This window comes from Leifsonia aquatica H1aii, assembly GCF_000633535.1.
Taxonomy (GTDB): domain Bacteria; phylum Actinomycetota; class Actinomycetes; order Actinomycetales; family Microbacteriaceae; genus Leifsonia; species Leifsonia aquatica_A.
In genome coordinates this window covers 42,044-67,715 of the sequence record NZ_AYMR01000024.1, presented here as the reverse complement: position 1 = coordinate 67,715, position 25,672 = coordinate 42,044, and the positions used below count along the sequence as shown (strand labels likewise).

Annotated in this window: 19 protein-coding genes; 9 read left to right on the top strand and 10 right to left on the bottom strand. The window is 71.7% G+C overall.

Annotated features, from left to right (window positions below):
- The first annotated feature begins 107 nt into the window (after window positions 1-107).
- On the top strand, window positions 108-2,471 hold the full coding sequence (locus U870_RS0119045) for an ATP-binding cassette domain-containing protein (protein WP_025158970.1): 2,364 nt from the start codon (window positions 108-110) through the stop codon (window positions 2,469-2,471).
- Window positions 2,472-2,546: 75 nt separating this feature from the next.
- Here U870_RS0119045 and U870_RS0119040 read toward each other — a convergent pair whose 3' ends face one another.
- Window positions 2,547-2,933 carry a phage holin family protein gene (locus tag U870_RS0119040; RefSeq protein ID WP_025158969.1) on the bottom strand — a complete coding sequence of 129 codons (387 nt, stop codon included), beginning with the start codon at window positions 2,931-2,933 and terminating at the stop codon, window positions 2,547-2,549.
- A 65-nt stretch (window positions 2,934-2,998) separates the two neighbouring features.
- Between U870_RS0119040 and U870_RS0119035 the strand changes: the two genes are divergently transcribed.
- The gene (locus U870_RS0119035; RefSeq protein WP_025158968.1) at window positions 2,999-4,189 is read left to right on the top strand and encodes a S1C family serine protease; all 1,191 of its coding nucleotides are present in this window, start codon (window positions 2,999-3,001) and stop codon (window positions 4,187-4,189) included.
- 37 nt (window positions 4,190-4,226) lie between these two features.
- Here the strand turns inward: U870_RS0119035 and U870_RS23325 are convergent, their stop codons facing one another.
- Window positions 4,227-5,105, bottom strand: coding sequence for a TOMM precursor leader peptide-binding protein (locus U870_RS23325; protein ID WP_162819194.1), 879 nt, complete (start codon window positions 5,103-5,105; stop codon window positions 4,227-4,229).
- A gap of 514 nt (window positions 5,106-5,619) precedes the next feature.
- Window positions 5,620-6,378, bottom strand: coding sequence for an IclR family transcriptional regulator (locus tag U870_RS0119025; protein WP_025158966.1), 759 nt, complete (start codon window positions 6,376-6,378; stop codon window positions 5,620-5,622).
- A 92-nt stretch (window positions 6,379-6,470) separates the two neighbouring features.
- Here U870_RS0119025 and hutH point away from each other — a divergent pair, with 92 nt between their 5' ends.
- From hutH to hutI, 3 genes are all read left to right on the top strand, one after another.
- Entirely contained in the window at window positions 6,471-8,021 is a 1,551-nt protein-coding gene (gene hutH / locus U870_RS0119020; RefSeq protein WP_025158965.1) for a histidine ammonia-lyase, read from the top strand.
- A 109-nt stretch (window positions 8,022-8,130) separates the two neighbouring features.
- On the top strand, window positions 8,131-9,870 hold the full coding sequence (locus U870_RS0119015; RefSeq protein ID WP_025158964.1) for a urocanate hydratase: 1,740 nt from the start codon (window positions 8,131-8,133) through the stop codon (window positions 9,868-9,870).
- Window positions 9,870-11,036 carry an imidazolonepropionase gene (hutI, locus tag U870_RS0119010; protein ID WP_025158963.1) on the top strand — a complete coding sequence of 389 codons (1,167 nt, stop codon included), beginning with the start codon at window positions 9,870-9,872 and terminating at the stop codon, window positions 11,034-11,036. The genes U870_RS0119015 and hutI overlap by 1 nt, the downstream gene beginning before the upstream one ends.
- Before the next feature lie 73 nt (window positions 11,037-11,109).
- On the opposite strand, the gene U870_RS0119005 is transcribed toward hutI, so the two are convergent.
- From U870_RS0119005 to U870_RS0118995, 3 genes are all read right to left on the bottom strand, one after another.
- A complete protein-coding gene (locus U870_RS0119005) occupies window positions 11,110-12,039 on the bottom strand; it encodes an arginase family protein (RefSeq protein WP_025158962.1) in 930 nt (309 codons plus the stop codon).
- 95 nt (window positions 12,040-12,134) lie between these two features.
- Window positions 12,135-15,509: an efflux RND transporter permease subunit gene (locus U870_RS0119000; RefSeq protein ID WP_025158961.1), complete on the bottom strand. Its 3,375-nt coding sequence runs from the start codon at window positions 15,507-15,509 to the stop codon at window positions 12,135-12,137.
- A gap of 99 nt (window positions 15,510-15,608) precedes the next feature.
- Window positions 15,609-16,298, bottom strand: coding sequence for a TetR family transcriptional regulator (locus U870_RS0118995; RefSeq protein ID WP_025158960.1), 690 nt, complete (start codon window positions 16,296-16,298; stop codon window positions 15,609-15,611).
- 123 nt (window positions 16,299-16,421) lie between these two features.
- On the opposite strand from U870_RS0118995, the gene U870_RS0118990 reads away from it, so the two are divergent.
- Window positions 16,422-17,360 (top strand): SDR family NAD(P)-dependent oxidoreductase, encoded by a 939-nt coding sequence (locus U870_RS0118990; protein ID WP_025158959.1) that lies wholly within the window; start codon window positions 16,422-16,424, stop codon window positions 17,358-17,360.
- Here U870_RS0118990 and U870_RS0118985 read toward each other — a convergent pair.
- The gene (locus U870_RS0118985) at window positions 17,324-18,802 is read right to left on the bottom strand and encodes a PLP-dependent aminotransferase family protein (RefSeq protein WP_025158958.1); all 1,479 of its coding nucleotides are present in this window, start codon (window positions 18,800-18,802) and stop codon (window positions 17,324-17,326) included. The genes U870_RS0118990 and U870_RS0118985 overlap by 37 nt on opposite strands.
- A 63-nt stretch (window positions 18,803-18,865) precedes the next feature.
- On the opposite strand from U870_RS0118985, the gene U870_RS25120 reads away from it, so the two are divergent.
- Window positions 18,866-19,768 (top strand): membrane protein, encoded by a 903-nt coding sequence (locus U870_RS25120; protein ID WP_025158957.1) that lies wholly within the window; start codon window positions 18,866-18,868, stop codon window positions 19,766-19,768.
- 92 nt (window positions 19,769-19,860) lie between these two features.
- Here the strand turns inward: U870_RS25120 and U870_RS0118975 are convergent, their stop codons facing one another.
- On the bottom strand, window positions 19,861-20,622 hold the full coding sequence (locus U870_RS0118975) for a MerR family transcriptional regulator (protein ID WP_025158956.1): 762 nt from the start codon (window positions 20,620-20,622) through the stop codon (window positions 19,861-19,863).
- Between the two features lie 258 nt (window positions 20,623-20,880).
- Between U870_RS0118975 and U870_RS24685 the strand changes: the two genes are divergently transcribed.
- Together U870_RS24685 and U870_RS0118965 are read left to right on the top strand one after the other, a co-directional pair.
- On the top strand, window positions 20,881-21,924 hold the full coding sequence (locus U870_RS24685; protein WP_025158955.1) for a hypothetical protein: 1,044 nt from the start codon (window positions 20,881-20,883) through the stop codon (window positions 21,922-21,924).
- Between the two features lie 169 nt (window positions 21,925-22,093).
- Window positions 22,094-22,633: a GNAT family N-acetyltransferase gene (locus U870_RS0118965; RefSeq protein WP_025158954.1), complete on the top strand. Its 540-nt coding sequence runs from the start codon at window positions 22,094-22,096 to the stop codon at window positions 22,631-22,633.
- 84 nt (window positions 22,634-22,717) lie between these two features.
- Here the strand turns inward: U870_RS0118965 and U870_RS0118960 are convergent, their stop codons facing one another.
- Both U870_RS0118960 and U870_RS0118955 read right to left on the bottom strand, forming a co-directional pair.
- Window positions 22,718-23,983, bottom strand: coding sequence for a Glu/Leu/Phe/Val family dehydrogenase (locus U870_RS0118960; protein WP_025158953.1), 1,266 nt, complete (start codon window positions 23,981-23,983; stop codon window positions 22,718-22,720).
- Window positions 23,984-24,191: 208 nt separating this feature from the next.
- Window positions 24,192-25,556 carry an NAD-dependent succinate-semialdehyde dehydrogenase gene (locus tag U870_RS0118955; protein ID WP_025158952.1) on the bottom strand — a complete coding sequence of 455 codons (1,365 nt, stop codon included), beginning with the start codon at window positions 25,554-25,556 and terminating at the stop codon, window positions 24,192-24,194.
- Between the last annotated feature and the right edge of the window lie 116 nt (window positions 25,557-25,672).

Genomic DNA, 25,672 nt, shown 5'->3' with positions numbered 1-25,672 from the left:
CCGGGCGGTTCCGGATGAAAAGGGGCGTGTCGCGACCGACCACCGCCGACCTGCACCCGTCGGCGGCAGGCGCTAGCGTGGGGTTCGCCTGACCGAGGGAGACATCGATGAGCACGCCCGACCGCCACGTCGCCGACACGCACGACCTGCTGCGGGTCCAAGGAGCTCGCGAGAACAACCTCAAGGACATCAGCGTCGAACTGCCGAAGCGGCGCCTGACCGTGTTCACCGGAGTCTCCGGCTCCGGGAAGAGCTCGCTGGTGTTCGGGACGATCGCCGCCGAATCGCAGCGGATGATCAACGAGACCTACAGCGCCTTCGTGCAGGGCTTCATGCCCTCGCTCGCCCGCCCGGACGTCGACGTGCTCGACGGGCTGACGACGGCGATCATCGTCGACCAGGAGCGCCTCGGCGCCAACTCGCGCTCGACGGTCGGCACCGTGACCGACGTCAACGCGATGCTGCGCATCCTGTTCAGCCGCCTCGGGCAGCCGCACGTCGGCTCCCCGCAGGCGTTCTCGTTCAACGTGGCGTCGGTGCACGGCGACCGGGCCGTGACGATCGAGCGCGGCTCCGGCAAGGCCGAGGCCGGCAGCTTCGCCATCACCGGCGGGATGTGCCCGCGCTGCGAGGGGATGGGGACCGTCAACGAGATCGATCTCGCCCAGCTGTTCGACGAGACGAAGTCGCTCTCCGGCGGCGCGATCACGGTGCCCGGCTACACGGCCGACGGCTGGGCTGTGCGGCAGTACGCCGAGTCGGGGTTCTTCGACGCGGCGAAGCCGATCAAGGACTACACCGAGACCGAGCGGAACGACTTCCTCTACAAGGAGCCGACGAAGGTCAAGATCTCGGGCATCAACATGACCTTCGAGGGGCTGGTGCCGAAGATCCAGAAGTCGTTCCTGTCGAAGGACCGCGACGCGCTCCAGCCGCACATCCGCGCCTTCGTCGACCGCGCGGTCGCGTTCGCGACCTGTCCGGACTGCGGCGGGACGCGTCTCAACGCGGGCGCACGCTCCTCCCGCATCGACGGCGTGAACATCGCAGACGCCTGTGCGATGCAGATCAGCGACCTGGCGCAGTGGGTGCGCGGCATCCAGGAGCCGTCCGTGGCCCCGCTGCTGGCCACCCTCCGGGACACCCTCGACTCGTTCGTCGAGATCGGCCTCGGCTACCTCTCCCTCGACCGGCCGTCGGGCACGCTCTCGGGCGGGGAGGCGCAGCGCACCAAGATGATCCGGCACCTCGGGTCGTCGCTCACCGACGTCACCTACGTCTTCGATGAGCCGACGATCGGCCTGCACCCGCACGACATCCAGAAGATGAATGAGCTGCTGCTGCGCCTGCGCGACAAGGGCAACACGGTGCTCGTCGTCGAGCACAAGCCCGAGGCCATCGCGATCGCCGACCACGTCGTCGACCTCGGGCCGCGTGCCGGGACCGCGGGCGGCACGATCTGCTTCGAGGGCACCGTGGAGGGGCTGCGCGCGAGCGGGACCCTCACCGGCCGTCATCTCGACGACCGCGCGGCCGTCAAGGACGCGGTGCGCCGTCCCTCGGGCAGCCTGCCCGTGCGCGGCGCGACCGCGAACAACCTGCACGACGTCGACGTCGACATCCCGCTGGGCGTGCTCGTCGTGGTCACCGGGGTGGCCGGCTCGGGCAAGAGCTCCCTCATCCACGGCTCGGTGTCGTCGCAGGACGACGTCGTCTCGATCGACCAGGGCGCGATCCGCGGCTCGCGCCGCAGCAACCCGGCGACGTACACCGGGCTGCTCGAGCCCATCCGCAAGGCCTTCGCCAAGGCCAACGGCGTGAAGCCGGCCCTGTTCAGCGCCAACTCCGAAGGCGCCTGTCCGACCTGCAACGGCAACGGCATGATCTACACCGACCTCGGCGTCATGGCCAGTGTCGCCACCGTCTGCGAGGAGTGCGGCGGCAAACGGTTCCAGGCCTCCGTGCTGGAGTACACGCTCGGCGGCAAGGACATCAGCGAGGTGCTGGCCATGCCGGTGACCGAGGCTCGGGAGTACTTCCGCGACGGCGAGGCGCGCACCCCCGCGGCCAGCGCCATCCTGGACCGGCTCGAGGACGTCGGCCTCGGCTACCTCGCCCTCGGCCAGCCGCTGACCACGCTCTCCGGCGGCGAGCGCCAGCGGCTGAAGCTGGCCACCCACCTCGGGGAGAAGGGCGGCGTGTATGTGCTCGACGAGCCGACCACCGGCCTGCACCTGGCCGACGTCGAGCAGCTGCTCGGCTTGCTGGACCGGCTCGTCGACTCCGGCAAGTCGGTCATCGTGATCGAGCACCACCAGGCCGTCATGGCGCACGCCGACTGGATCGTCGACCTCGGTCCCGGCGCCGGGCACGACGGCGGTCGCATCGTCTTCGAGGGCACCCCGGCCGACTTGATCGCCGCCCGCTCGACCCTGACCGGGGAGCACCTCGCGCGCTACGTACAAGCCTGACGCACGCGAGTGGTCACGACGCGCCGTGCGTGCGCCGCTCATCGCGGCGTGTCGTGACCACTCGATGAACGAGGGTCAGGCGCGGGCGGCGGCGACCTTCTTCTTCAGGAAGATCATCGGCAGGAGCCAGCCACCCAGGGCCGTCACGAACCACACGATCAGCGCCGCGAGCGCCCACGTCACGAAGTCGTCGACCCGGATGCCGCCCGGGAACAGGGACGCGATGATCAGGGCGACGAGCGTCGAGACCAGTCCGATGCCTCCCAGGACCGCCGACGCGTACTTGCGGGCCAGGTTGAAGATGAACGGCGCCAGCACGCTCTGCGCGATCGCGAACACCACGATGGCGATGAGCGCCCCGCTCCAGTCCAGGTGGAAGCCCGGCAGCAGCCATGCGGCGACGAGCAGACCCAGCGCGGCGGTGACGACGAAGATCGCCGCGCGGATGAGGAACCTGACCATGTCTGGACAGTAGCGTCCCGCGCATCCCGGCCGCTAGCCTGGCGCAACACTCACCAGGAGGCGCCATGACGGACCAGGACCCGACTCCCGCATCGCCTTCGGGCGACGAGCGCTCGGCCCAGCCGGTCCCGCAGGTCCCACCTGCCCCTCCGACAGCGACCCCGGCTCCCTCCATCGGGCAGCCGACGGAGGCCCGCGCGTCCCGCGCCACCTGGGCGACCGCCCTTCTCGTCACAGGCTCCGCCCTCGCGTTGATCGCGGGAGGCTTCATCGCCGGGACGATCACGACGACCGCCGTGACCGCGGGCAGCAGCGGTTCGTGCGACGCCTCCACGGTCGCGAACGCCGTGCTCCCCACCATCGTCACCATCTCCGTCACCTCGGCGTCGGGAGGTCGCAGCAACGGCAGCGGGGAGATCATCACCGACGACGGCTACATCCTCACCAACAACCACGTCATCTCGCCCGCCGCATCGGGCGGATCCCTCTCGGTGCGGTTCAGCGACGGCCACGACCTGGCCGCGAAGCTGGTCGGCCGCGACCCGAAGACCGACCTGGCCGTCGTCAAAGTCGACGACGACGAGCCGTTGCCGGTGATCTCCATCGGCGACTCCGGCGGCCTGTCCGTCGGCCAGCCCGTGGTCGCACTCGGTGCTCCGCTCGGTCTCTCCAGCACGGTCACGGCGGGCATCGTGAGCGCGCTCGGCCGCACCGTCCCCGTCCCGAGCGACGACGACCGCAACGCCGTGCTCGTCGGCGCGATCCAGACCGACGCGTCCATCAACCCGGGCAACTCGGGAGGCGCGCTCGTCGACTGCCGCGGCCGGCTGATCGGGGTCAACACGGCGATCGCGACGGTCCCGGGCAGCGCGGGCCAGAGCAGCACCGGCAGCGTCGGCATCGGGTTCGCGGTGCCGGAGTCGTCGGCGATGCGCATCGCGCACGAGCTGATCGAGAACGGCCAGGTCTCCTACCCGACGGCGGGCCTCGACGTCCTGCCCATCCCGCCGGGCGTCGCCGCGGCCTACGGGATCACCGACGGCCTCTTCGTGTCGGCGGTCGACGCGGGCGGCCCCGCGGCGAGCGCCGGCCTGCGTGCAGGAGACGTGCTCACCCGGCTGAACGGCACTCCGGCGAGCAGCGTCGACGTGCTCACCGCCCTGCAGATCACCTCGAAGGCCGGCGACGAGGTGCACGTCACCTTCGTCCGCGGCGGCCGCGAACAGGAGGCGACCCTCACGCTCGCCGAGGGATGAGCGCGAATCGCTCCGCCCCGCTTCTTCTCGTCGTCAGCTACTCATGCAAGGGGCCCGACGGATCGCCGCTGCGCGCCCACGATGCGAACTCGTCGGGGAACACGGTCCGCGGCACGCTCGACCCAGCGGCGGGTGAGCAGTCCGGACAGCGAGGGACCCGGAGCGTTCGGTGCCACCGGAGGGAGACGCCCGACCTCTCCACGCTGATCGTGGTCACTGCTCCCGGCGCCGCCGATGGGGCGTGCTGACGCAACGCCGCCCATTCGCTCACGATGGTGACGGCCACCCCCGCCGCGATGAGGTCGATCGGGTGTTCCGTCGCGGTCGCGCGACCGGAACCGAGGCCCCGGAGCTCGGGGAGCTCGTCGCGGATGACCTCGTCCGGAAAGTCCGCGGACCGCCGCAGGTGGAAGCAGGTGTAGCACGCCGACCGCATCGGAATGTGGAGAGGACCCACCCAGGCGTTCCCCCCGTCGAACGGGGTCACCGCGAGCCACGGTGGCCCCTCCGTTTCCAGGGCGCGCCGATTGAACTCGAACAGCGCCGGATCGATCGGTGAGTCGCCGACGACGACCACGAGATCCGCGTGGGCCGGCTCTCCGACGGAGAGCCCGAGTCCGAGGAGCGCGGTGGTGATCGTGCGGGAGAGCACCGATCCTTCCGGCGCCGCGATTCCGATCCGGCACGCGTCGATGTTCGCCTGTATCTGCTGAGCCGTCAGCAGCCCGCCGGCACTCGCCTCGGCGAGCTTCGCGAATGCCGAGGTGGCGGCCGTGTGGCGGACCAGCATCTTCACTGTGACCAGGCGGTCGAGCAGCGGTGCCAGTTCATCCGCGGATAGGCCGAAGCGTTCGGCGATCTCATGAACGTCGAATCCGTCGGATGACGCCCCGAGCGTCTCATTCAGGCGCGACACGAACGGAACCAGCCCGGGAGCGCTCATCCGAGTCGCGGACTCCGCGTCGAACACGAAGACCGCGTCGCGCGCGGTCCCGAGATGAACCTGTGGCGATATCGAATACCGCATCTGTGCAGTCACGTTGCAGCCTCCGTGGGCTCTCGGTCAGGGACGACGGGCTTCACGTGGCGCACGAGGACGCTCTCGGCGAGGACCATCGTCCCACCGCGCGCATGTCTCGACAGGTCGTGCCGACCAGCTCGAAACTCGCACCCGTCTCCATGACGCCTCCCGCTGACCGCCCTGGCGGTTCGTTCGAATCCGGAGCGTGACTCGCCTTCGAGATCGGGCTCCATCATCGGATATGCACAGAATGTAGACGACTGTCGTGTGAAATGCCAAATCTATGCATGCCCGCCTCCCTCACTGCACGTGCACCCTCAGCCCTCCCGCAATCCATTCGTCACGACACGCCGCCTCCGCCCCGGGCGGGGCGGCGTGTCGTGACAAGCGGGTTGCGCGTCGCGGGCGCTCAGCTGCCGCGGATGCGCCGGGACAGCTCGGCGGCGGCGTCCCGGACCCGTCCGGCGAGTGCGTCCCACTCGTCGGGACGCACGTTCTCGCGCGGGAAGGTCACGGCGATCCCGGCCGCCGGCCACCCGGCATGATCGCGCACCGAGACCGCGACCGACGCGAAGCCCGGCGTGACCTCGCCGTCCTCCGTCGCGTAGCCGCGCTCGCGCACCTCGGCCAGCACGCGGCGCAGCTCCGCGTAGCTGTGCGGGCCGGCCCCGGTCCGCTCCTCGAAGGCGTCGCGGTCGGGGTAGAGCGCGCGCAGCTGACCGGCGGGCAGGGTCGCGAGCAGGGCCCGGCCGCTCGCGGTCAGGTGCGCGGGCAGCCGGACGCCGACGTCGGTGACCAGCCGAGGACGTCGGGGCGCGCGCTCCTCCACGATGTAGACGACATCGCGACCGTGGAGCACCGCGACGTGCCCGGACTCGCCGATCGCATCGACCAGCCCGGCGACGATCGGCCGGCCCAGCCGGCTGAGCGGTTCCTGCCGGGAGAAGGCGCTCGAGAGCTCGTATGCGGCGACGCCCAGACCGAAGCGGCCGGCCTCGGGGAAGTGCAGGACGAAACCGTGATCCCCCAGCACCGCGAGGAGGTGGTAGACCGTGGAGCGTGGCAGCCCGAGGGCGCCCGCGATGCTCGCGGCGGGGATGGGACCGCGCTGCGCGGCCAGATGGCCCAGGATGCGCAGCGTGTTCTCGGCGGCGGGCACTTTGCTCATCGGGCCTCCTCGCTCGACTCGTGTCTGGGATCCCGGACACCGAAGAGTGTACAGCCGACGCGGCGGGAGGCGACCGCGACGAGGATCGGAGCATGCCCACCACCACCGTCTCCATCACCGTCGGCGCGGCCCCGCTCACCGTCGCGGACGTCGTCGCCGTCGCCCGCCATGACGCGCGCATCGAGCTCGACCCGGGCGCGCTCGACGCCGTGAGCGCCTCCCGCGCCATCGTCGAAGCCCTCGCCGACGACGTGGCGCCGCACTACGGCATCTCGACCGGGTTCGGTGCGCTCGCGACCACGTTCATCCCCGCCGAGCGCCGCGCCCAGCTGCAGGCGAGCCTCGTGCGCTCGCACGCGGCCGGGAGCGGGCCGGAGGTCGAGCGGGAGGTCGTGCGCGCCCTCATGCTGCTGCGGCTGGCCACACTCGCGACGGGGCGCGCCGGCGCCACCCGCCGCACCGTGGAGACGTACGCCGCCGTCCTGAACGCCGGGATCACCCCGATCGTCCGGGAGTACGGCTCGCTCGGCTGCTCCGGGGACCTCGCCCCACTCGCCCATTGCGCCCTCGCGGCCATGGGCGAGGGCCAGGTGCGCGTCGACGGCGACCTGGTCGACGCCGCTGACGCGCTGGCCGCGGCCGGGATCGAGCCGCTGGTGCTCGCCGAGAAGGAGGGCCTGGCGCTCATCAACGGCACCGACGGGATGCTGGGGATGCTCTCCCTCGCCCTGCACGACCTCCAGCGCCTGCTGACCACCGCCGACATCGCGGCCGCCCTCAGCGTCGAGGCGCTGCTCGGCACCGATGCGGTCTTCGCCGACGACCTGCAGCGGCTGCGCCCCCAGGCCGGCCAGGCGATCTCGGCCGGCAACCTGCGCGCGCTGCTCGCCGGCTCCCCGCTCGTCGCCAGTCACAAGGGGCCGGAGTGCACCCGGGTTCAGGACGCCTACTCGTTGCGCTGCGCTCCCCAGGTGCACGGCGGAGCACGAGACACCGTCGCCCACGCGACCACCGTCGCCGATCGCGAGCTGGCCGCGGCGATCGACAACCCGGTGCTGACCCTCGACGGCCGGGTCGAGTCGAACGGCAACTTCCACGGCGCGCCCGTCGCGTACGTGCTCGACTTCCTGGCGATCGTGGTGGCGGACGTGGCGAGCATGTCCGAGCGCCGCACCGACCGCTTCCTCGACCCGGCCCGCAACCAGGGGCTGCCGCCGTTCCTCGCCCACGAGGTGGGGGTCGACTCCGGACTGATGATCGCGCAGTACACCGCGGCGGGCATCGTCTCGGAGCTGAAGCGGCTCGCGACTCCGGCATCGGCAGACTCCATCCCGTCCTCCGCCATGCAGGAGGATCACGTGTCGATGGGCTGGGCCGCCGGCCGCAAGCTCCGCCGTGCCGTCGATGGGCTGACCCGGGTGCTCGCGATCGAGGTGCTCACCGCCTCGCGCGGCGCCGATCTGCGCGCACCTCTCGTGCAGGGCCCTGCCACCGGTGCCGTGACCGCTGCGCTGCGAGAGTCGGTGGCCGGGCCCGGCCCGGACCGCTACCTCTCCCCCGAGATCGAGGCCGCCGTCGCGCTCGTCGCCTCCGGCACCCTGCTCGACGCCGCCGACGCCGCCCTCCCCACACCCCTCACCTGACCACCATCCCTCCACCTCCTGCTCACCGAGTGGGCAGAAAATGCACAGAAATCAGCCGAGAGGGCGAAGAGTTCGCCTTCTCGGCGGGACCCCGAAGGAGTCGAGACCCATGGACGGAGCGAGAGCGGTGCGCGCCGCGCACGGAACGCAGCTGACCGCGAAGAGCTGGCAGACGGAGGCCCCGCTGCGCATGCTGATGAACAACCTCGACCCGGAGGTGGCCGAGCGCCCCGACGACCTCGTCGTCTACGGCGGCACCGGCCGCGCGGCCCGCAGCTGGGAGGCCTTCGACGCCATCGTCGAGACCCTCCGGGACCTCGAAGCGGACGAGACCCTTCTCGTCCAGTCCGGCAAGCCGGTCGGGGTGTTCCGCACCCACGAGTGGGCGCCGCGGGTGCTCATCGCCAACTCGAACCTCGTCGGCGACTGGGCCACCTGGCCCGAGTTCCGCCGGCTGGAGGCGCTCGGCCTGACCATGTATGGCCAGATGACCGCCGGGTCGTGGATCTACATCGGCTCGCAGGGCATCCTGCAGGGCACCTACGAGACGTTCGGCGCCGTCGCCCGCACGCTCGCCGCCCGGCGGGGCGGGCGCGACGGGCAGAGTGACGCCTCCCTCGCCGGCACACTGACCCTGACCGGCGGGTGCGGCGGGATGGGCGGGGCGCAGCCGCTCGCGGTCACCCTCAACGGGGGTGCCGTCCTGATCGTCGATGTCGACCGCGCGCGCCTGCAGCGCCGGGTCGACCACGGCTACCTCGACGAGCTGGCCGACGACATCGACGACGCCGTCACCCGCGCCGTCACAGCGAAGGACGAGGGGCGCGCCCTCTCGGTCGGCCTCGTGGGCAATGCCGCCGAGGTCTTCCCCGAGCTCCTGCGCCGCGGCGTCCCGATCGACATCGTGACAGACCAGACCAGCGCCCACGATCCGCTCAGCTACCTGCCGATCGGGGTCTCCGTCGAGGAGTGGCACGACCGCGCGGCCGCAGACCCGGAGTGGTTCACCGACGCGGCACGATCGTCGATGGCCGCCCAGGTGGAGGCGATGGTCGGCTTCCTCGACGCGGGCGCGGAAGTCTTCGACTACGGCAACTCGATCCGCATCGAAGCCCAGCTCGGCGGGTACGACCGGGCCTTCGCGTTCCCCGGGTTCGTCCCCGCCTACATCCGCCCGCTCTTCGCCGAGGGCAAGGGGCCGTTCCGGTGGGCGGCGCTCTCCGGCGACCCGGCCGACATCGCCGCGACCGACCGCGCGATCCTCGAGCTCTTCCCCGAGAACGAGCACCTCCGCCGCTGGATCACGCAGGCCGGCGAGAAGGTGCCGTTCGAAGGCCTCCCGGCGCGGATCTGCTGGCTGGGCTACCAGGAGCGGCACCGTGCCGGACTGAAGTTCAACGAGATGGTCGCGAACGGCGAGTTGAGCGCCCCGATCGTCATCGGCCGCGACCACCTCGACTCCGGCTCCGTCGCGTCCCCGTACCGGGAGACGGAGGCGATGGCCGACGGCTCCGACGCGATCGCCGACTGGCCGCTGCTGAACGCGCTGCTCAACACGGCCTCGGGAGCGACCTGGGTGTCGCTGCACCACGGCGGCGGGGTGGGTATCGGCCGCAGCATCCACGCGGGCCAGGTCGTGGTGGCCGACGGCACGCCGCTCGCCGCAGAGAAGATCGAGCGCGTACTGGTGAACGACCCGGGGACGGGCGTCATGCGGCACGTCGACGCAGGCTACGAGCGGGCGGTGGAGGTCGCCGCCGAGCGCGGTCTGCGCGTGCCGATGCGCGAGCACGCCGACCGCGCCTCCCGCACCGGCGGATCCACCGGCCCGGAGTCCGAGGGCGCCTGATGACGCGCGCGTCCCTGCTCACCGGGATCGGCGAGCTGGTCACCTTCGATCCCGTGCACGACGGCCCGCTCGGCATCGTGCACGACGCCGCGCTGCTGAGCGTGGACGGGCGGATCGCGTGGACCGGTCCCGCCGGCGACGCACCGCACGCCGATGCGGACGAGGTGCGGGACGCGGGCGGGGCCGCCGTGCTGCCGGGCTTCGTGGACAGCCATACACACCTCGTCTTCGCCGGGGACCGTTCGGGGGAGTTCGAGGCGCGGATGGCCGGGCGCCCGTATTCTGCGGGCGGCATACGCAGCACCGTGGCTGCCACACGCGCCGCGAGCGACGACCGACTGCGTAACCACATCGACAGGTTCTCGGCCGAGTTGCGCGCGCAGGGCACGACGACGTTCGAAGTGAAGAGCGGCTACGGGCTGACCGTCAACGACGAGGAGCGCTCGCTCCGGCTGGCGCGGGAGGTCACGGCCGAGACCACATTCCTCGGCGCGCATGTGATCCCGCCGGAGTTCGCCGACGACCCCGACGGCTACGTGGACCTGGTGACCGGCCCGATGCTCGACGCGTGCGCTCCGCACGCGCGGTGGATCGACGTGTTCTGCGAGACCGGGGCGTTCGATCCGGACCAGTCGCGGCGCATCCTCACCGCCGGCGCCGCGCGCGGTCTCGGGCTCCGGCTGCACGCCAGCCAGCTCGGCCCGGGCGACGGGATCGCTCTCGCGGTCGAGCTCGGCGCCGCCGCCGTGGACCACTGCACGTATCCGACCGAGCGGGACATCGAGCTGCTCGCCGGCTCCGACACCGTCGCCGGCCTGCTGCCGGGCGTCGAGTTCTCGACGCGTCACCCGTATCCCGACGCGCGGCGCCTGATCGACGCCGGCGTGCGCGTCGCCCTCGCGAGCGATTGCAACCCCGGATCGTCGTTCACATCGTCGATGGCGTTCTGCATCGCGGTCGCGGTGCGTGACATGGGCATGACCGTGGGCGAGGCGCTGCGAGCCGCGACCCTCGGCGGCGCCGAATCGCTGCGCCGGGACGACGTGGGGCACCTGCGCGTGGGGGCGCGCGCCGACTACGTCGTGCTCGACGCGCCGTCGTCCGTGCACCTCGCCTACCGCCCCGGCGTTCCCCTGGTCTCCCGCACCGTCGTCGGCGGCGTCTGATCCCGCACGCCCTCGGGGTCCGGTCGGCGGGACCCGCCGCGCGGTGGGCGCCGTCCGCGGCGTGCCGTGACCATTAGCTGTCGTTCCCCGGGACGCTGCGCGCGGCGACCCCGGCGGCGGCCTCCAGCACGAGGAGCGCGGCGAGACGCACCGTGCGCTCGTCGGGGGCGTCGGCGGTCGCGTCCACCTCGGCGATGTCGATCGATCGCACCAGCGGGGACGCCGCCGCCCGTCGCGCCAGACGTCGCAGCTCCCACGCGGCGAGGCCTCCCGGCACCGACGCCGGGCAGCCCGGTGCGACGGAGCGGTCGCAGACGTCCACGTCGAGATCGACGTGGATCGGGCCGCCCGCGGCCCCGGCGATCTCGAGGGCCTCGGCCATCACGTCGTCCAGGGGTCGCCGATGCAGGGCGTCCCGGGCGACCACCGTGATCCCGAGGTCGGCCGCGCGGCGGGTGTAGGCCGCCGAGTTGGCGAAGTCGGCGATGCCGATCTGCACGATGCGCGTTCCGGACAGCCCCGCGTCGACCAGTCGCCGCACCGGGGAGCCGTTCGAGACCCCGTCCCGCAGGTCGTGATGCGCGTCCAGCGTGATCAGTCCGGCGGTGGGGAGGTCGTCCCCGTACGACCCCAGCGCGGCCGGCACGGTGAGCGCGTTGTCGCCGCCGACGGCCACGGTCAGGGTGGAACGCGCGACGGCGGCACGCATCGCGGCGATGGCGCGCGCTTCGCCATCCGCACCGTCGGGCTCCGTCACGTCGCCCGCGTCGGCGAACCGCAACCGGTCGAGGTCCGGTCCGTCCGCGTGCGCGGCGTAGCGTCGGAGCGCTCCGCGGACCGCCGCAGGCGTCGCGTGCGCTCCGGTCGGCGAGAGCGACGTGCGCCAGGTCGGGATGCCGAGCACGGTCAGGTCGGCGCGCTGCTCTGCTGGGAGTGCCGCGAGCCCGGGCCAGTCCCCCGCACGGGGCCACAGCGGATCGACGGACAGCGCGCGCGTGCTCATAGCGCGACGGTACCAAGCGGGGGATGCCCGAGCCGCTGCGGCCGCGCATCCCCCGTCTGGGATCCCGGACGACGTGTCGATCGCCCGGGACGCTCTCAGAGCTGCTGTCCGCCCGCCGGAGCCGTGAACACCGGAGGCTGCGGGTCGGTCGTCGGCGCGTCTCCCGCGGCTCCCGGACCGCCGTCGCCGTCTCCACCGCCGGACGCCGCCGCCTTCTTCGCCTGCCGACGCTCGCGGGCGCCCTCGACGAGGTTGAACAGGGTCGGCAGCACCACGAGCGTGAGCACCGTGGACGACACCAGGCCGCCGATCACGACGATCGCCAGCGGCTGCGAGATGAAGCCGCCGTGCCCGGTCAGACCGATGGCCATCGGGAAGAGCGCCGCGATGGTCGCGACCGCCGTCATCAGGATCGGGCGCAGACGGCGGGAGGCGCCGTGCACGACGGCCTCGGCAACCGAGAGCCCGCGTCGGCGGTACTGGTTCACCAGGTCGATGAGCACGATCGCGTTCGTCACCACGATGCCGATCAGCATCAGCACACCGATCAGGGAGGCGACGCCGAGGGGGATGCCGGAGGCCAGCTGCAGCAGGATGGCGCCGGTCGCGGCGAACGGCACCGAGACCAGCAGCAGCAGCGGCTGGCGCAGCGAGCGGAACGTCGCCACCATCACGATGTAGACGATCAGGATGGCCGCCAGCAGCGCGAGCCCCAGCTGGGCGAAGGCGTCGGTCTGGCTCGACGAGACGCCGCCGACCTTGGCCGTCGCGCCCTGCGGCAGGTCCGCCTTCGCGAGGGCCTTGGTCACGTCCGCGCTCGCGACCGACAGGTTGTCCGTCGCGGGCGTCGCGGTGACGGTGGAGGTGCGCAGCCCGCGCTCCGTGGTCACCGTCGACGGCCCCTTCGACTCCTCGACCGTGGCGAGCGAGTCGAGCGGCACCAGGCCGGTCGCCGTCGGGATCTGCAGGTCGGCGAGGCCGGCCACCGTGGTGGGCGCGTCCGCGTTCTGGATGTAGATCGTCAGCGTGGTGTTGTCGATCGCGACTGTGCCGGCCTGGGTCGGCTGCATCGCCTGGGAGACGATCGTTCCGACGGCGACCTCGCTGAGGCCCGCCTCCGCGGCCTTCGTACGGTCGACGGTCACGGCGATGTACGGCAGCGACGCGCTGAGGTTGTCGGTGACCTGCTTGAGCGACGAGTGCTTCTTCAGCTCGGCGACGACCGAGTCGGTGGCCTTCTGCAGGTCGGCGCTCGTGCTGGCCGTGATGTCGACCTCGATGTCGCTCGAGCCGCCGAAGCCGCTCTGCGAGGACACCTGGATGGTGCCCTGGCCGTTCAGCGATCCGAGCTCGCTCTCGATGGTGTTCTGCAGCTTCTCCTGGTCGACATCGGGGTCGGTGGTGATCGAGAACGTCGAGCTGCCTCCGCCGCCGCCCGCGAAGGCGTCGCGCAGGGAGGAGCCGCTGGACCCGATCGACACCTGCACGGTCTCGACGCCCTTGGTGTCGAGGAGCTTCTGCTCGACCGCCTTGGCGGCGTCGTCCTTCGCCTGCAGGCTCGCGCCCGGCTCGAGGGTCTGGGTGATCGTGAGCGAGTTCTGGCCGCTCGCGCCGAGGAAGTTCGTCTTCATCAGAGGAGCCAGCGCGACCGTCCCGACGAGCACCAGGATCGAGAGGATCACCGTGATCGCCGAATGCTTCAGCGTCCAGCGGATGATCGGCAGGTAGCCCTTCTGCAGGCGCGACGGGTGCTCGAGCTCGTCGTGGCCCGAGGCGGCGGCCTCCTCGACGGTCAGGTGCGCCGCCTCGTCGTCGTGCTCGCCGCCCTCGTGCTTGCGGGCCTTCGGGGCGCGCAGGAACCAGTAGGCGAGCACGGGGACGATGGTCAGCGCGACGAGCAGGGACGACAGCAGCGCGATCGTCACGGTGAGCGCGAACGGCCGGAACAGCTCGCCGGTCACGTCCCCGACGAAGGCCAGCGGAAGGAACACCGCCACGGTCGTGATCGTGGAGGCGGTGATCGCACCCGCGACCTCCCGGACCGCGCGCACGATCGTGACCGCCCGGTCGGCGCCGGGCACCAGCTGTCTCTTGATGTTCTCGATGACGACGATGGAGTCGTCCACCACGCGCCCGATCGCGATCGTCAGCGCGCCGAGAGTGATGATGTTGAGGGTGTAGCCGGTCGCCCACATCACGACGAACGTGATGAGCACGCTGGTCGGGATGGAGATCGCCGTCACCAGCGTCGAGCGCACCGACAGCAGGAACACCAGGATGACGATGACCGCCATCACGAGGCCGAGCAGGCCCTCCTCGGTGAGCGAGTTGATCGACTGGGTGATGAACGGCGCCTGGTCGAAGACGACCGTGATCTTCGCGTCGGAGCCGAGCTTCTTCTCGAGCTCCGGGATGAGCGTGGTGGTTCCGTGCGAGACCTCGACGGTGTTGGCCGAGGGGAGCTTGGTGACCGCGATCGTCAGCGCCGGCTTGCCGTCCACCCGCGAGATGGAGGTGATCGGGTCGTCGGTCTCGGCGACCGTGGCCACATCGCCGATCGTCGGCGGCGTGGCCGACGCGGCAGCGGCGGCCTCCGCGGCGGCGGATCCGGACGTGCCGGTCGCACCGGCGGCACCAGAGGCGCCCGTGGCACCGGTCGCGCCCGAGGCGCCCGCGCCGGCAGACGCTCCGGAGCCCGTCGCACCCGACGAGCCCGCACCGGCGGTCGCACTGCGCACGAGCGGCAGGGCCGCGATGTCGTCGACCGATGCGAGCTGCTTGCCCGACTGGATGGAGAGGGTCTTGCCGTCTTCGGTGATCGAGCCGCCCGGGAGCAGCACGCCGTTCTGCTGCAGCGCGTCCTTCACGGCCGAGCTGCTGACGCCGGCCGCGGCCAGCTTCGCGGGGTCGGGGGTGATGGTGATGCGGCGGCCGACCTCGCCGACCAGCTGCGCGTCGTTGACGCCGGTGACGTCCTTGATGTCCGGCAGGGCGAGCTTGGTGATGTCGTCCGCGAGGGTCCGCTGGTCGCCGTTGCTGGTGACCGCCAGCTGGATGACGGGCAGGTCGTCGATGCTGCCCGAGACGACCTGGGGCTCCACGCCCGACGGCAGAGTGGACTTGATCTGGTTGATCGCGCGGTCGATCTTCTGCTCCGCGGTGGCGAGGTCCGTGCCGTAGGTGAACTTCGCCGTGATGATCGACGTGTTCGTGCTGCTGACGGCGGAGGTGCTCTCGAGGTCGGGCACCCCCTGGATGGCCGCCTCGACCGGCGTGCTGACGTCGTTGTTCACGACCTCCGGCGACGCGCCGGGATAGGTCGACACGACCGCGAGCTGCGGGAACGAGATCGAGGGGATCAGCTCCTGCTTCAGGTTGGTGAGCGCGAGACCGCCGAACACGGCCGCCACGATGGTGACGAGCGCGATCAGCGCGCGGTTCTTCATGCTGAGCACAGCGAGAAAGTGCACGGATGTTCCCCTCAGCGGGTGTGGTTGCAGGACGCGCGGCAGCGATGACGCAGGTCCAGCATCTCATTGCAGACGGTGCAACTTCCTCATGCCGTGGTACTACTTCGGGGTGGGGACTCCACCCGGCGTCTCCACCCGGCCGGCGCGCAGGCCTCTGATCACGACCGCGACCCCCGTCCGGAGGCTCGTCGCGAAGTCGAGCCGGTAGCGCGCGAGGTCGGGATCGAGCGCATACGCCTCTGCCATGCCGGGCGAGACCCGACAGCTCGACCAGACTCCCCCGATGGCGAGCGTGACCGCTCCGACGAACACGAGGGCGTCGGATTCGTCGGTGCCGATCCAGGGCGCGGCCAAGGCTGCGAGCCGTGCCGCCGACGCGAGCATGCCCCGTTTGTAGGCGCGCGCGACCTCGCCCGAGATGTTGTGCTCGAGGATCCCCGGTGCGCTCGCGCAGAGCTCGGCGAGGACCGGCCGCGCGGCGACCGTCGCGGACACCGCTGCCGCGAGGGATCCGGTCGTGCGCTCCGGCGTCGCCGCGAGCCGCGCTTCGAGCGCGTCGAGCCAGTCGCGGAACTCGCGGTCGTAGAGCTCGAGCAGCACGGCCTCGCGCGACTCGAAGTAGCGCAGCACGTTCGACTTGGCGAGTCCGACCTCCCTCGCCAGCCCGTTGAGGCTCAGCTCGGCGACGCGGGTGTCGGCCAGCATCGTGCGTGCCGCCGTCAGGATGTCCTCGCGGCGTTGCGCGCGCTGCTCCGTGCTGCGCGCTCGGCTGAACGTCGCCTGAGACATCGGGTACCCCCTTGCTAACAGACCATCGGTCTATTACTGTCCGTAACAGACCACCGGTTCATTATTTCACGACCGGACCGATCCCCGACCCATCCGGACACCCGCTGCCCGACGGAGGAGCCCATGTACACCGTTCCCGACCAGACCGGACGCACCATCATCGTGACCGGTGCCAACAGCGGCACCGGCAAGGAGGCCACGGCCCGGCTCGCCGGCGCCGGCGCGCGCGTCATCATGGCCGTGCGCTCACCGGAGAAGGGGGAGGCGGCGCGCCGCGACCTCCTGAACCGCGTGCCCGGCGCGCAGCTCGAGCTCCGCCGCATCGACCTGGCCGACTTCGCCAGCGTGCGCGCTTTCGCCGACGGCGTGCTGACGGACGGCGAGCGCATCGACACCCTGGTGAACAACGCGGGCGTCATGGTCCCGCCGAAGCGCACGGTCACGGTGGACGGGCACGAGCTGCAGTGGCAGAGCAACTTCCTCGGCCCGTTCCTCCTGACGAACCTGCTGCTTCCGCGTCTCCTCGAATCGCCCGCGCCCCGAGTCGCGACGATGTCGAGCGGCACGGCGAACTTCGGCGGCATCCACTTCGCCGACCTCGACTCCGAGCGCCGCTACCGCGCCGGTCGCGCGTACGCGCAGTCCAAACTGGCCGACCTCCTGATGACCCTGCGTCTCGCTGCGCTGTCGGACGCGCGCGGCTGGGGGCTCCTCAGCACCGCGGCGCACCCCGGCTACACCCGGACGAACCTGCAGACGGCGGGCCGCAACCTCGCCCGGAGCGACGACAAGGCGCTGCAGCCCTCACGCCGCACCCTTCTGCCCTCCCAGGGCGTCGAACAGGGTGCCGAGCCGCTGCTCTTCGCGGCCGTCGACCCCGCCGCCGAGCAGGGGGCGTACTACGGCCCCGACCGCTGGGCCCTGGTCGGCCCCACCCACCGGGCCACGCTCCCCCGCAGCGCCCGCGGGCACGATTTCCCCACCTCTCTGTGGGCTGTCGCCGCCGGCATCGTCGGAGTCGACGCTCAGACCACGTTGGGCAGCGCCGCAGCCTCGAAGTAGGGCGCGGGCTCGTTCACGGCGACCGCCCACGCGCGCTCCAGCGCGACGAACGCCCGCTCCGTCTCCTCCACCGAGTAGGTGATCGGGATGCGCAGGAAGCGCTCGAAGGCGCCGTCCAGCCCGAACCGCGGGCCGGCGGCGATCAGCAGCCCGTGGTTGCGGGCCGCGAGGGCGAGGGCCGAGCTCACCGGCGCGCCGATCCCGATCCATGCCGCGAGGCCGCCGTGGAGCGGAGGCATCGTCCAGTCGGGGAACGTGGACGCGATCAGCCGCTGCACCGTGGCGCGCCCCTCGCGTAGCTGGACGCGCCGCTCCTCCACGATCTCGGGGATCTGAGGCAGCATCCGTGCGACGACCAGCTGCTCGATCATCGGTGTGCCCAGATCGGTCGACGGCTTGGCCGCGATCAGGCGCTGCACGAGCGGCCTGTCGGCGCGGATCCAGCCGATCCGCAGGCCGCCCCACAGGCTCTTGCTCGCCGACCCGATGAGGAGCACCGGAGCACCGCCGGCCGCCCGCTCGGCGTAGACCGGCAGCGGGAGGTGCTCACCGGCACGGTCGATGTCGAGCTCGCCGGTGGTCTCGTCGCCGACGACGATCGTGCCGTGATCCGCGGCCGCGGCCAGGACGCGCTCGCGCGTGGCCGGGGACATCGAGGCGCCGGTCGGGTTGTGGAAGTCGGGGATGAGATAGGCCAGCGCGGGACTCGCACGACGGATCGTCTGCTCGATCGCGTCCACGTCCCAGCCGTCCGGTTCGGCCCCGAGGGGATGCGGCCCCTCCGCCGGTGGCGTCACGGTGATGGGGACGAGCCGCGCCCCCGCCAGCCGCAGCGCCTCCGTCGCATGCGGATAGGTCGGCATCTCCACCAGGGCGCGGTCCCCTCGACCGAGGAAGGTGCGCGCGATGAGCGCGATGGCCTGCTGCGCGCCGACGGTCACCAGCACCTGGTCGGGATCGGTCGGCAGACCGCGCGCCGTGTAGCGCGCCGCGATGGCCTCGCGCAGATGCGGCAGTCCGACCGGGTCGTACCCCGAGTCCGGGAGGAAGTGCGGCAGCTCCTCGGCGGCGGCGCGCGCCGCAGCGGGGAGGGCGAGAGCCGCGGGCAGCGCGGCCTTGGTGAAGTCGAGCATCCCCTCGCCGCCGCCGACCGGGAGGGCGAGAGCCGGACCGGGAAGGCGGGCGACGCTTCCCGAGCCGCGCACACTGTCGACGTAGCCGCCCTCACGCAGCTGCCGATAGGCGGCGGCGACCGTCGTGCGGCTGAGCCCGAGCCGGCCGGCGAGGTCGCGCTCGGCGGGCAGACGGGTGCCGATCGGGACTCGCCCGTCGAGGATCAGGAGCCGGACGCGGTCGGCGAGCTCCTGGTACTGGGAGCCGGCTCCCCGCCACTGGCCGAGCAGCCCTTCGAGGGCGCGGGCGGTGAGCTGAGGGTCCGACATGCATGCCACTTTAACTGAATTGGCATCTTGATGGAAGGCCAATCGGGCGATTGGATTGTCATCGTGACCCCGCGACTCCTCCTCACCCGGCGCCTCATCCAGCTGCTGATCGGCCTATTCCTCTACGGGATGGCCATCGCGCTGATGATCCGCGCCGCGATCGGGGTGTCGCCGTGGGATGTGCTCGCCCAAGGGCTGTCGATCCACTCGGGATGGGCGTTCGGGCTGATCACGAATGTCGTCGGCCTCGCGGTGCTGCTGCTCTGGATCCCGCTGCGGCAGCGCCCGGGCCTCGGAACCGTGCTCAACGTGCTGCTGGTCGGGCCGAGCGCCCAGTTCGGATTGTGGGTCATCCCGCAGCAGACGCAGCTCTGGGCCCAGGTCCTGGTCTTCGTCGCCGGACTCGCGCTGCTCGCCGTCGCCACCGGCCTCTACATCGGCGCCCAGCTCGGGCCGGGCCCGCGCGATGGCCTGATGACCGGGCTGCACGCCCGAACCGGCTGGCCGATCTGGGCGGTGCGGACCGGCATCGAGGTCGTGGTGCTGATCATCGGCTGGTTCCTCGGCGGCAACGTCGGCATCGGCACGCTGGCCGAGGCCCTGCTGATCGGGCCGCTGTGCGCCCTCACCATCCCGTTCTTCGCCATCCGGCTCCCGCACGTTGCAAGGGCTGCGGAGCTGGAGGGCGAACTCGAAGGCACGGCCGAGCAGTCGGTCGGCCTTCGCGACGAGCAGGATGCCGCGCGTGTCGACGTGCGCGACGGCATCCTGCTCGAATCGGACGCGGCCGCCCGCGGCCGCTTCGCCGATCACGCCGACGGCCCCTTCGTGCGCCGCACGCAGCCCGACCGGGCTCCGGCCGAGACGGCCACGACACCGGAGCGGGAGTCGCGCCCGTCGCGCCTGATCGCCGCGCACTGGCTCGACGACCGTCTCAGCGGCCGCACCCGCGCCCGCCGCGCCTGACCCGCGCGCGCTCCCGGCCCGTCGCCGAGACGGCTCGATCTCGCACGCACGGCGTCGAGACGGCGGAGGGTCCGCCGTCTCGACGCCGTGGCCTACCCGAGGTGGGCGGCGGCGTAGACGCGGAGCGCGTCGCGCACGAACGTCGCGCCCTCGACGCCGCCGTAGGTGGCGCCGAACCGCGGGTCGGCGACGTACATGTCGCCCAGGCCGGTCAGGTAGGCGGCCGGAGGACCGCCCGCGCCGTGGCCGGGAGTGCCCGGGATGTCCGCCAGCCACTCGGCGTGCCGGCGGGCGAGGTCCTGCGCCTCGGCGGAGTCGGCGGCGACGCCGCTGCCCGCCGCGGCGATCCAGTCGGCGGCGAGCTGCTCCTGCCGCTCCTTCCACCCCTGGCGCTGGGTCGGCGTCATCCCACGCCACCATCGGTCGGAGGCCGCGTAGGCCTCCCGCCCCCAGCGCTCCTCGACCTCGTCCTTGTACTTCGTGTGATCGAACCCGTCGAACATGTCCTCTGGCATGATCTGCTCTCCTTCCTCCACCGCGTGGATCGTGGTCTCGACCGACGCGATCTGCCGCGCCAGCCGCTCCTGCTCGCCGCGCAACCACCCCAGATGGTCGCGCAGCGCCGGCACCGCATCCTCCCGATCGGCGAGGACCCGGGCGATGGCCGGCAGGCCGAGCCCGAGGTCGCGCAGCAGCAGGATGCGCTGCAGCCGCACGAGCGCGTCCCGGTCGTAGTAGCGGTACCCGTTGCCTCCGACCCGGCTCGGCGGCAGCAGACCGATGCCGTCGTAGTGCCGCAGGGTGCGGCTCGTCGTGCCGGCCATGCGGGCGATGTCCTGGATCGACCAGTCCATGCGCTCCTCCTCCCGTCTCCGTCGTGCGGTGCGATCACCACGCTAGATCTTGACGTTACGTCAAGGTCAAGCGGTCGGATACCCCGGTCCCGCCGCGCGGGCGGCGGCTGCCGTCCTCCGCGTGGTCCGACCGCGCCGGCAGGCGTGGCCGACCCGGATCAGAATGTCGGTGCCCGCCCGGATGCGGCTCCGCACCGTTCTGTTAGCGTGACTGGCGGGGGCGATCGCGCCCCCGCAACCCGTGGAAAGGCGTGCGACGTGACGACACCTGGCATCCGGAACAGTGCGATCGGCGGGTGGGCCCCGCGCGTGCTCATCGGGGCGGTGATCATCGCAGCCCTGCTCTCCATCGGATTCGTGCTGTTCGGCGTCAGCGGCGCGACCCTGGGACGTGTGATCGCGACGAACATCACCCTGGTCGTCTTCGCCCTCCTGGTCTGGCTGGACTCCCTCATCGGCCGGTTCCGACCCTCCTGGTTCGAGCTGTCCTCGCTCGGTGCCGACGCCTATCTGCTCCTGCTCTGGATCGGGATCATCTGGCTCAGCCCGTTCTCGGTCGGCGACCAGTTCGCCGCCTTCTTCCTCGGCATCGCCACCCTGCTCTGGGTGCGTGCGATGCTCGGCCTCGGCGACCTGCTGCGCCTGATCTGGAACCGCTGGCGCAGCCGTCCCACCGACATCTTCGCCGTCGTCGCACTCGTCGCCCTGGCCCTCATCGCGGTGCTCGTGACCCTGCCGGCGCCGTACTCGCTGAACACGCTGTGGGACTACGAGTTCTACGGGCGCGTCATCGGGGCGATCAGCATCGTCGCGGGTGTCTGCTTCGTCCTGGTACCGCTGTGGGGCCTGCTCGGATCGCGCGAGCAGCGCGCCGCGACGCACGCCACACCCGGCTACGCGGCGGCGGGCTATGCTCCCTCCGGGAACCCGCAGCCCGGGTACGGGCAGCCGTTCCCGGCTGCTCCGTCCTTCACGGCCCCGGCCCCCGCCCCCGCGGCCTTCCCCGCTGCCCCCGCGCCCGCGCCGGTTCCGGCGCCGGCGCCGGAACCGCCCGTGCAGGCCGCGGCTCCTGCGGCGCCCGCTGCGCCGGCCTCGTCCGCGGCTCCCGCGCCCGGGGCGCCCGCGGTGCCGCAGCGCGCACTCGCCTGGCCGCACCTCACGGACGGCTCGCCCCTGGCGGGCGGCCCCGACGGACGCCCGGACTTCGGTGCCGTCCCGGCCGGAAAGCAGCTCGCCTGGCCGCTCCACGTGGACGGCACCCCCGTCCCCGCCGCCCCCGACGGCACCCCCCTCTACCGCTAGCGACGCCGAGACGTGAGTCGTTGCGGGTGAGCGGCCTCGTTCACCCGCAACGACTCACGTCTCGCGAGCGAGTGGAGGGAAGAGAGGGAGGCGCGCGGCTGTTGGAGCTCTTGTCGGCGGTGGGAGCGTGATCCGCGCGACACGGCACGAGAAGGACGCGAGGGCACCGATGAGCACGACCGAGACCACGGGATCACCGACGACAGCACCGGATGACGGCCTCGTCATCCGATTGGCCGACCCGACGGAGTACGCGGCGATCGGCGAGCTCAGCTTCGCCGCGTACCAGCACGACTACACGATCAGCGACGGATACCGGGCTCAGCTTCTCGACACCGCAGGCCGCACCGACGAGTACGAGGTGTGGGTCGCGGCCGATTCCGACGGCACGCTCGTCGGCACGGTCTCCATCCTCCGCGCCGGATTCGATCTGGGTGGCGCGCTCCGCGAGGGCGAGCTCTACTTCCGCCTGCTGGCGGTCAGCCCGGACGCCCGCCGGCGCGGCATCGGAGCGCGCCTCACCGCGTTCACCCTCGACGAGGCGCGGAGCCGCGGCTACGGGGTCGTGGCCCTCAACAGCGGCGAGCACATGACCGGGGCCCACGCCCTGTACCGCAGTCTCGGCTTCGTCGCCGACCCCGAGCGCGACATCCACATCCACGACGGCGACCAGCCGATCACCGTCCACCTGTTCACCCGGGCGGTCTGAACACCCGGCCTGTCTGAACACCCGGGCGCTCTGAACACCCGGGCGTTCCGACCCTCCGACGGGCTGGACGCCCGATCCGGCGGCCTACGGGTACAGCCCGCGCAGCCGGTGCGCTTCGGCGACGCGCTCTACAGCCAGTGCCGTCGCGGCGGCGCGCAGCGTGAGGTCGCGGGAACGAGCGGACTCGAGCACGTCCCGCCAAGTGGCGAGCATGCGCTCCTCCAGCCGCGCCTCCACCTCGTCGACGCGCCACCAGTACGCCTGGTTGGCCTGCACCCACTCGAAGTACGAGACGATCACGCCCCCGGAGTTGGCGAGGATGTCGGGGACGACGAGCTGGCCGTTGGCGGCGAACACGGCGTCGGCGGCGGCGGTCGTCGGACCGTTCGCGCCCTCGACGATCACGCGCGCGGTCACCCGGTGCGCGTTCTCCTCGTTGAGCACGCCCTCGACGGCGGCGGGGACGAGCAGGTCGACGTCCAGCTCCAGCACGTCTCCGCTGTCCGCGGCGTCCGCTCCGATGTAGCCGACCACGGAGCCGGTGGCGTCGACGTGGGCGGCCAGCCTCTCCGGGTCGATGCCGGCGGGGTTGTGCACCGCGCCGTACTGGTCCGCGATGGCGACGACGCGCACGCCTGCCTCGTGCAGGAAGAAGACCGCGTCGCGGCCGACCTTGCCGAAGCCCTGCACGACCGCGGTCGCACCGGCCGGGGTGATCCCGCGGTGGCGGAGCGCGGCGAGCGCGATGTGCACGACCCCGCGGGAGGTGGCGCTGGCGCGTCCGAGGGAGCCGCCGAGGCTGAGCGGCTTGCCGGTGACGACGCCCGGGACGGTGTAGCCCGAGACGACGGAGTAGGTGTCCATGATCCAGGCCATGGTCTTCTCGGACGTGCCGATGTCGGGCGCCGGGATGTCGCGCTCCGGGCCGAGGATGGGCAGGATCTCACTGGTGTAGCGGCGGGTCACCCGCTCGAGCTCCGCCTCGCTGTGCAGGCGCGGGTCGATCCGCACACCGCCCTTGGCGCCGCCGTAGGGGATGTCGACGAGCGCGCACTTCCAGGTCATCCACATCGCCAGTGCCCGCACCTCTTCCAGGGTGACGTTCGGGCTGAACCGCAGTCCGCCCTTGGCCGGCCCGCGCGAGAAGTTGTGCTGCACCCGGTGACCGGTGAACACCGTCACCGTGCCGTCGTCCGCCCGCAGGGGCACGGCGACCGTCATCTCGCGGCGCGGGGTGGCGAGCATGTCGCGGATCCCCCGGTCGTAGCCGAGCGTCGCGATCGCGCTGTCCAATTGGGCGATCGCCTCATCCAGCGGGTTCGCTTCCGTCCGATCCAACGTCAGGGCCACGGCTCCTCCTCAAGCACTTGTGTGGAAGCCACGGTACGGAGGAGCGGAGACTTTCGCGGTCGACGTGGTGTCGAATCCGAGGGGCCTGATTAGACACGGTGGCGAGCAGCGGGCGAATGCCGACGAATGCCCGACGGATGCCCGACGGAGACGCGGAAGGCCCCGCGCACGATTGCGTGCGCGGGGCCTTCTGCTGCCGTCTGACGGATCAGCCGATGCGGATGAGCTTCTTGTTGACGAACTCGTCGGCGCCGAAGCGGCCGAGCTCGCGGCCCGAGCCGGAGCGCTTGACGCCGCCGAAGGGCAGCTCGGCGCCGTCGGCGAGGACCAGGTTGACGAAGACCATGCCGGCCTCGATCTGGTCGGCGACGCGGTGCGCCTGCTCCTCATCGGTGGTGAACAGGTAGGAGCCGAGGCCGAACGGAGTGTCGTTGGCGATGCGGACCGCGTCCGCCTCGTCCTTCGCGCGGAACACCTGTGCGACCGGGCCGAAGAACTCCTCCTGCGAGGCCGGGTTCTCCGGTGTGACGTCGGTGAGCACCGTGGTCTGGAAGAAGGCGCCGTCGCGACCGCCGCCGCGCACCAGGGTGGCGCCGTGCTCGACCGCGCGCTTCACCTGGTCCTCGAGGTTCTCGGCCGCACGAAGAGACGAGAGCGGCCCGAGGGCCGAATCCTCGCTGGTGGGGTCCGTGGCCTCCACCTCGGCGAGCTTGGCGGTGAACTTCTCCAGGAACGACTCGTACAGGTCGTCCGCGATCACGAACCGCTTGGCCGCGTTGCACGACTGCCCGCTGTTGTCGAGACGGGCGTCGACGGCATTCTGCACCGTGGCGTCGAGGTCGTCGGTCGAGAGCAGGATGAAGGGGTCCGAGCCGCCGAGCTCCAGCACGACCTTCTTCAGGTTGCGGCCGGCGATCTCGGCGACGGCGGCTCCGGCGCGCTCCGACCCGGTGAGGGAGACGCCCTGCACGCGGCGGTCGGCGATGACCTTCTCGATCTGGTCGTGGCCTGCGTAGATGTTCACGTACGCGCCGACGGGGAAGCCCGCGTCGAGGAAGATCTTCTCGATCGCCGCGGCCGACTCCGGGCACTGCTCGGCGTGCTTGAGCAGGATGGTGTTGCCGATCACCAGGTTCGGGCCGGCGAAGCGGGCCACCTGGTAGTACGGGAAGTTCCACGGCATGATGCCGAGCAGCACGCCGAGCGCCGACCGGCGCACGACCGCGGATCCCTCGCCGTCGAGCAGTGCGATCGGCTCGTCCTGCAGGAACTCGGAGGCGTGGTCGGCGTAGTACTCGTAGATCGCTCCGGCGAAGTCGACCTCGCCGAGCGCCTGCTCGACCGGCTTGCCCATCTCGCGGACGATGATGTCGGCCAGCTCCTGGCGGCGCTCGACATGCAGTTCGCCGACGCGGCGGACGAGGGCGGCGCGCTCCTCGACGGTGGACGACTTCGACCAGCCGCGGTAGGCGTCGCTGGCGGCGGTGATGGCGGCCTCGAGCTCGGCGTCGCCGATGGGCTCGAAGGTCTTCACGGTCTCGCCGGTGGCGGGATTGGTCACGGCGTAGCTCATGGCACTCCTCTTCTGCGATGAATGGCGTCAGGCCCTCTTGCGACCCTACGCGTCATCCGCGCGGATCGCCTCGACACGACGTCCGAGTTCTCAGACCGGGACCGACACAGTGTACA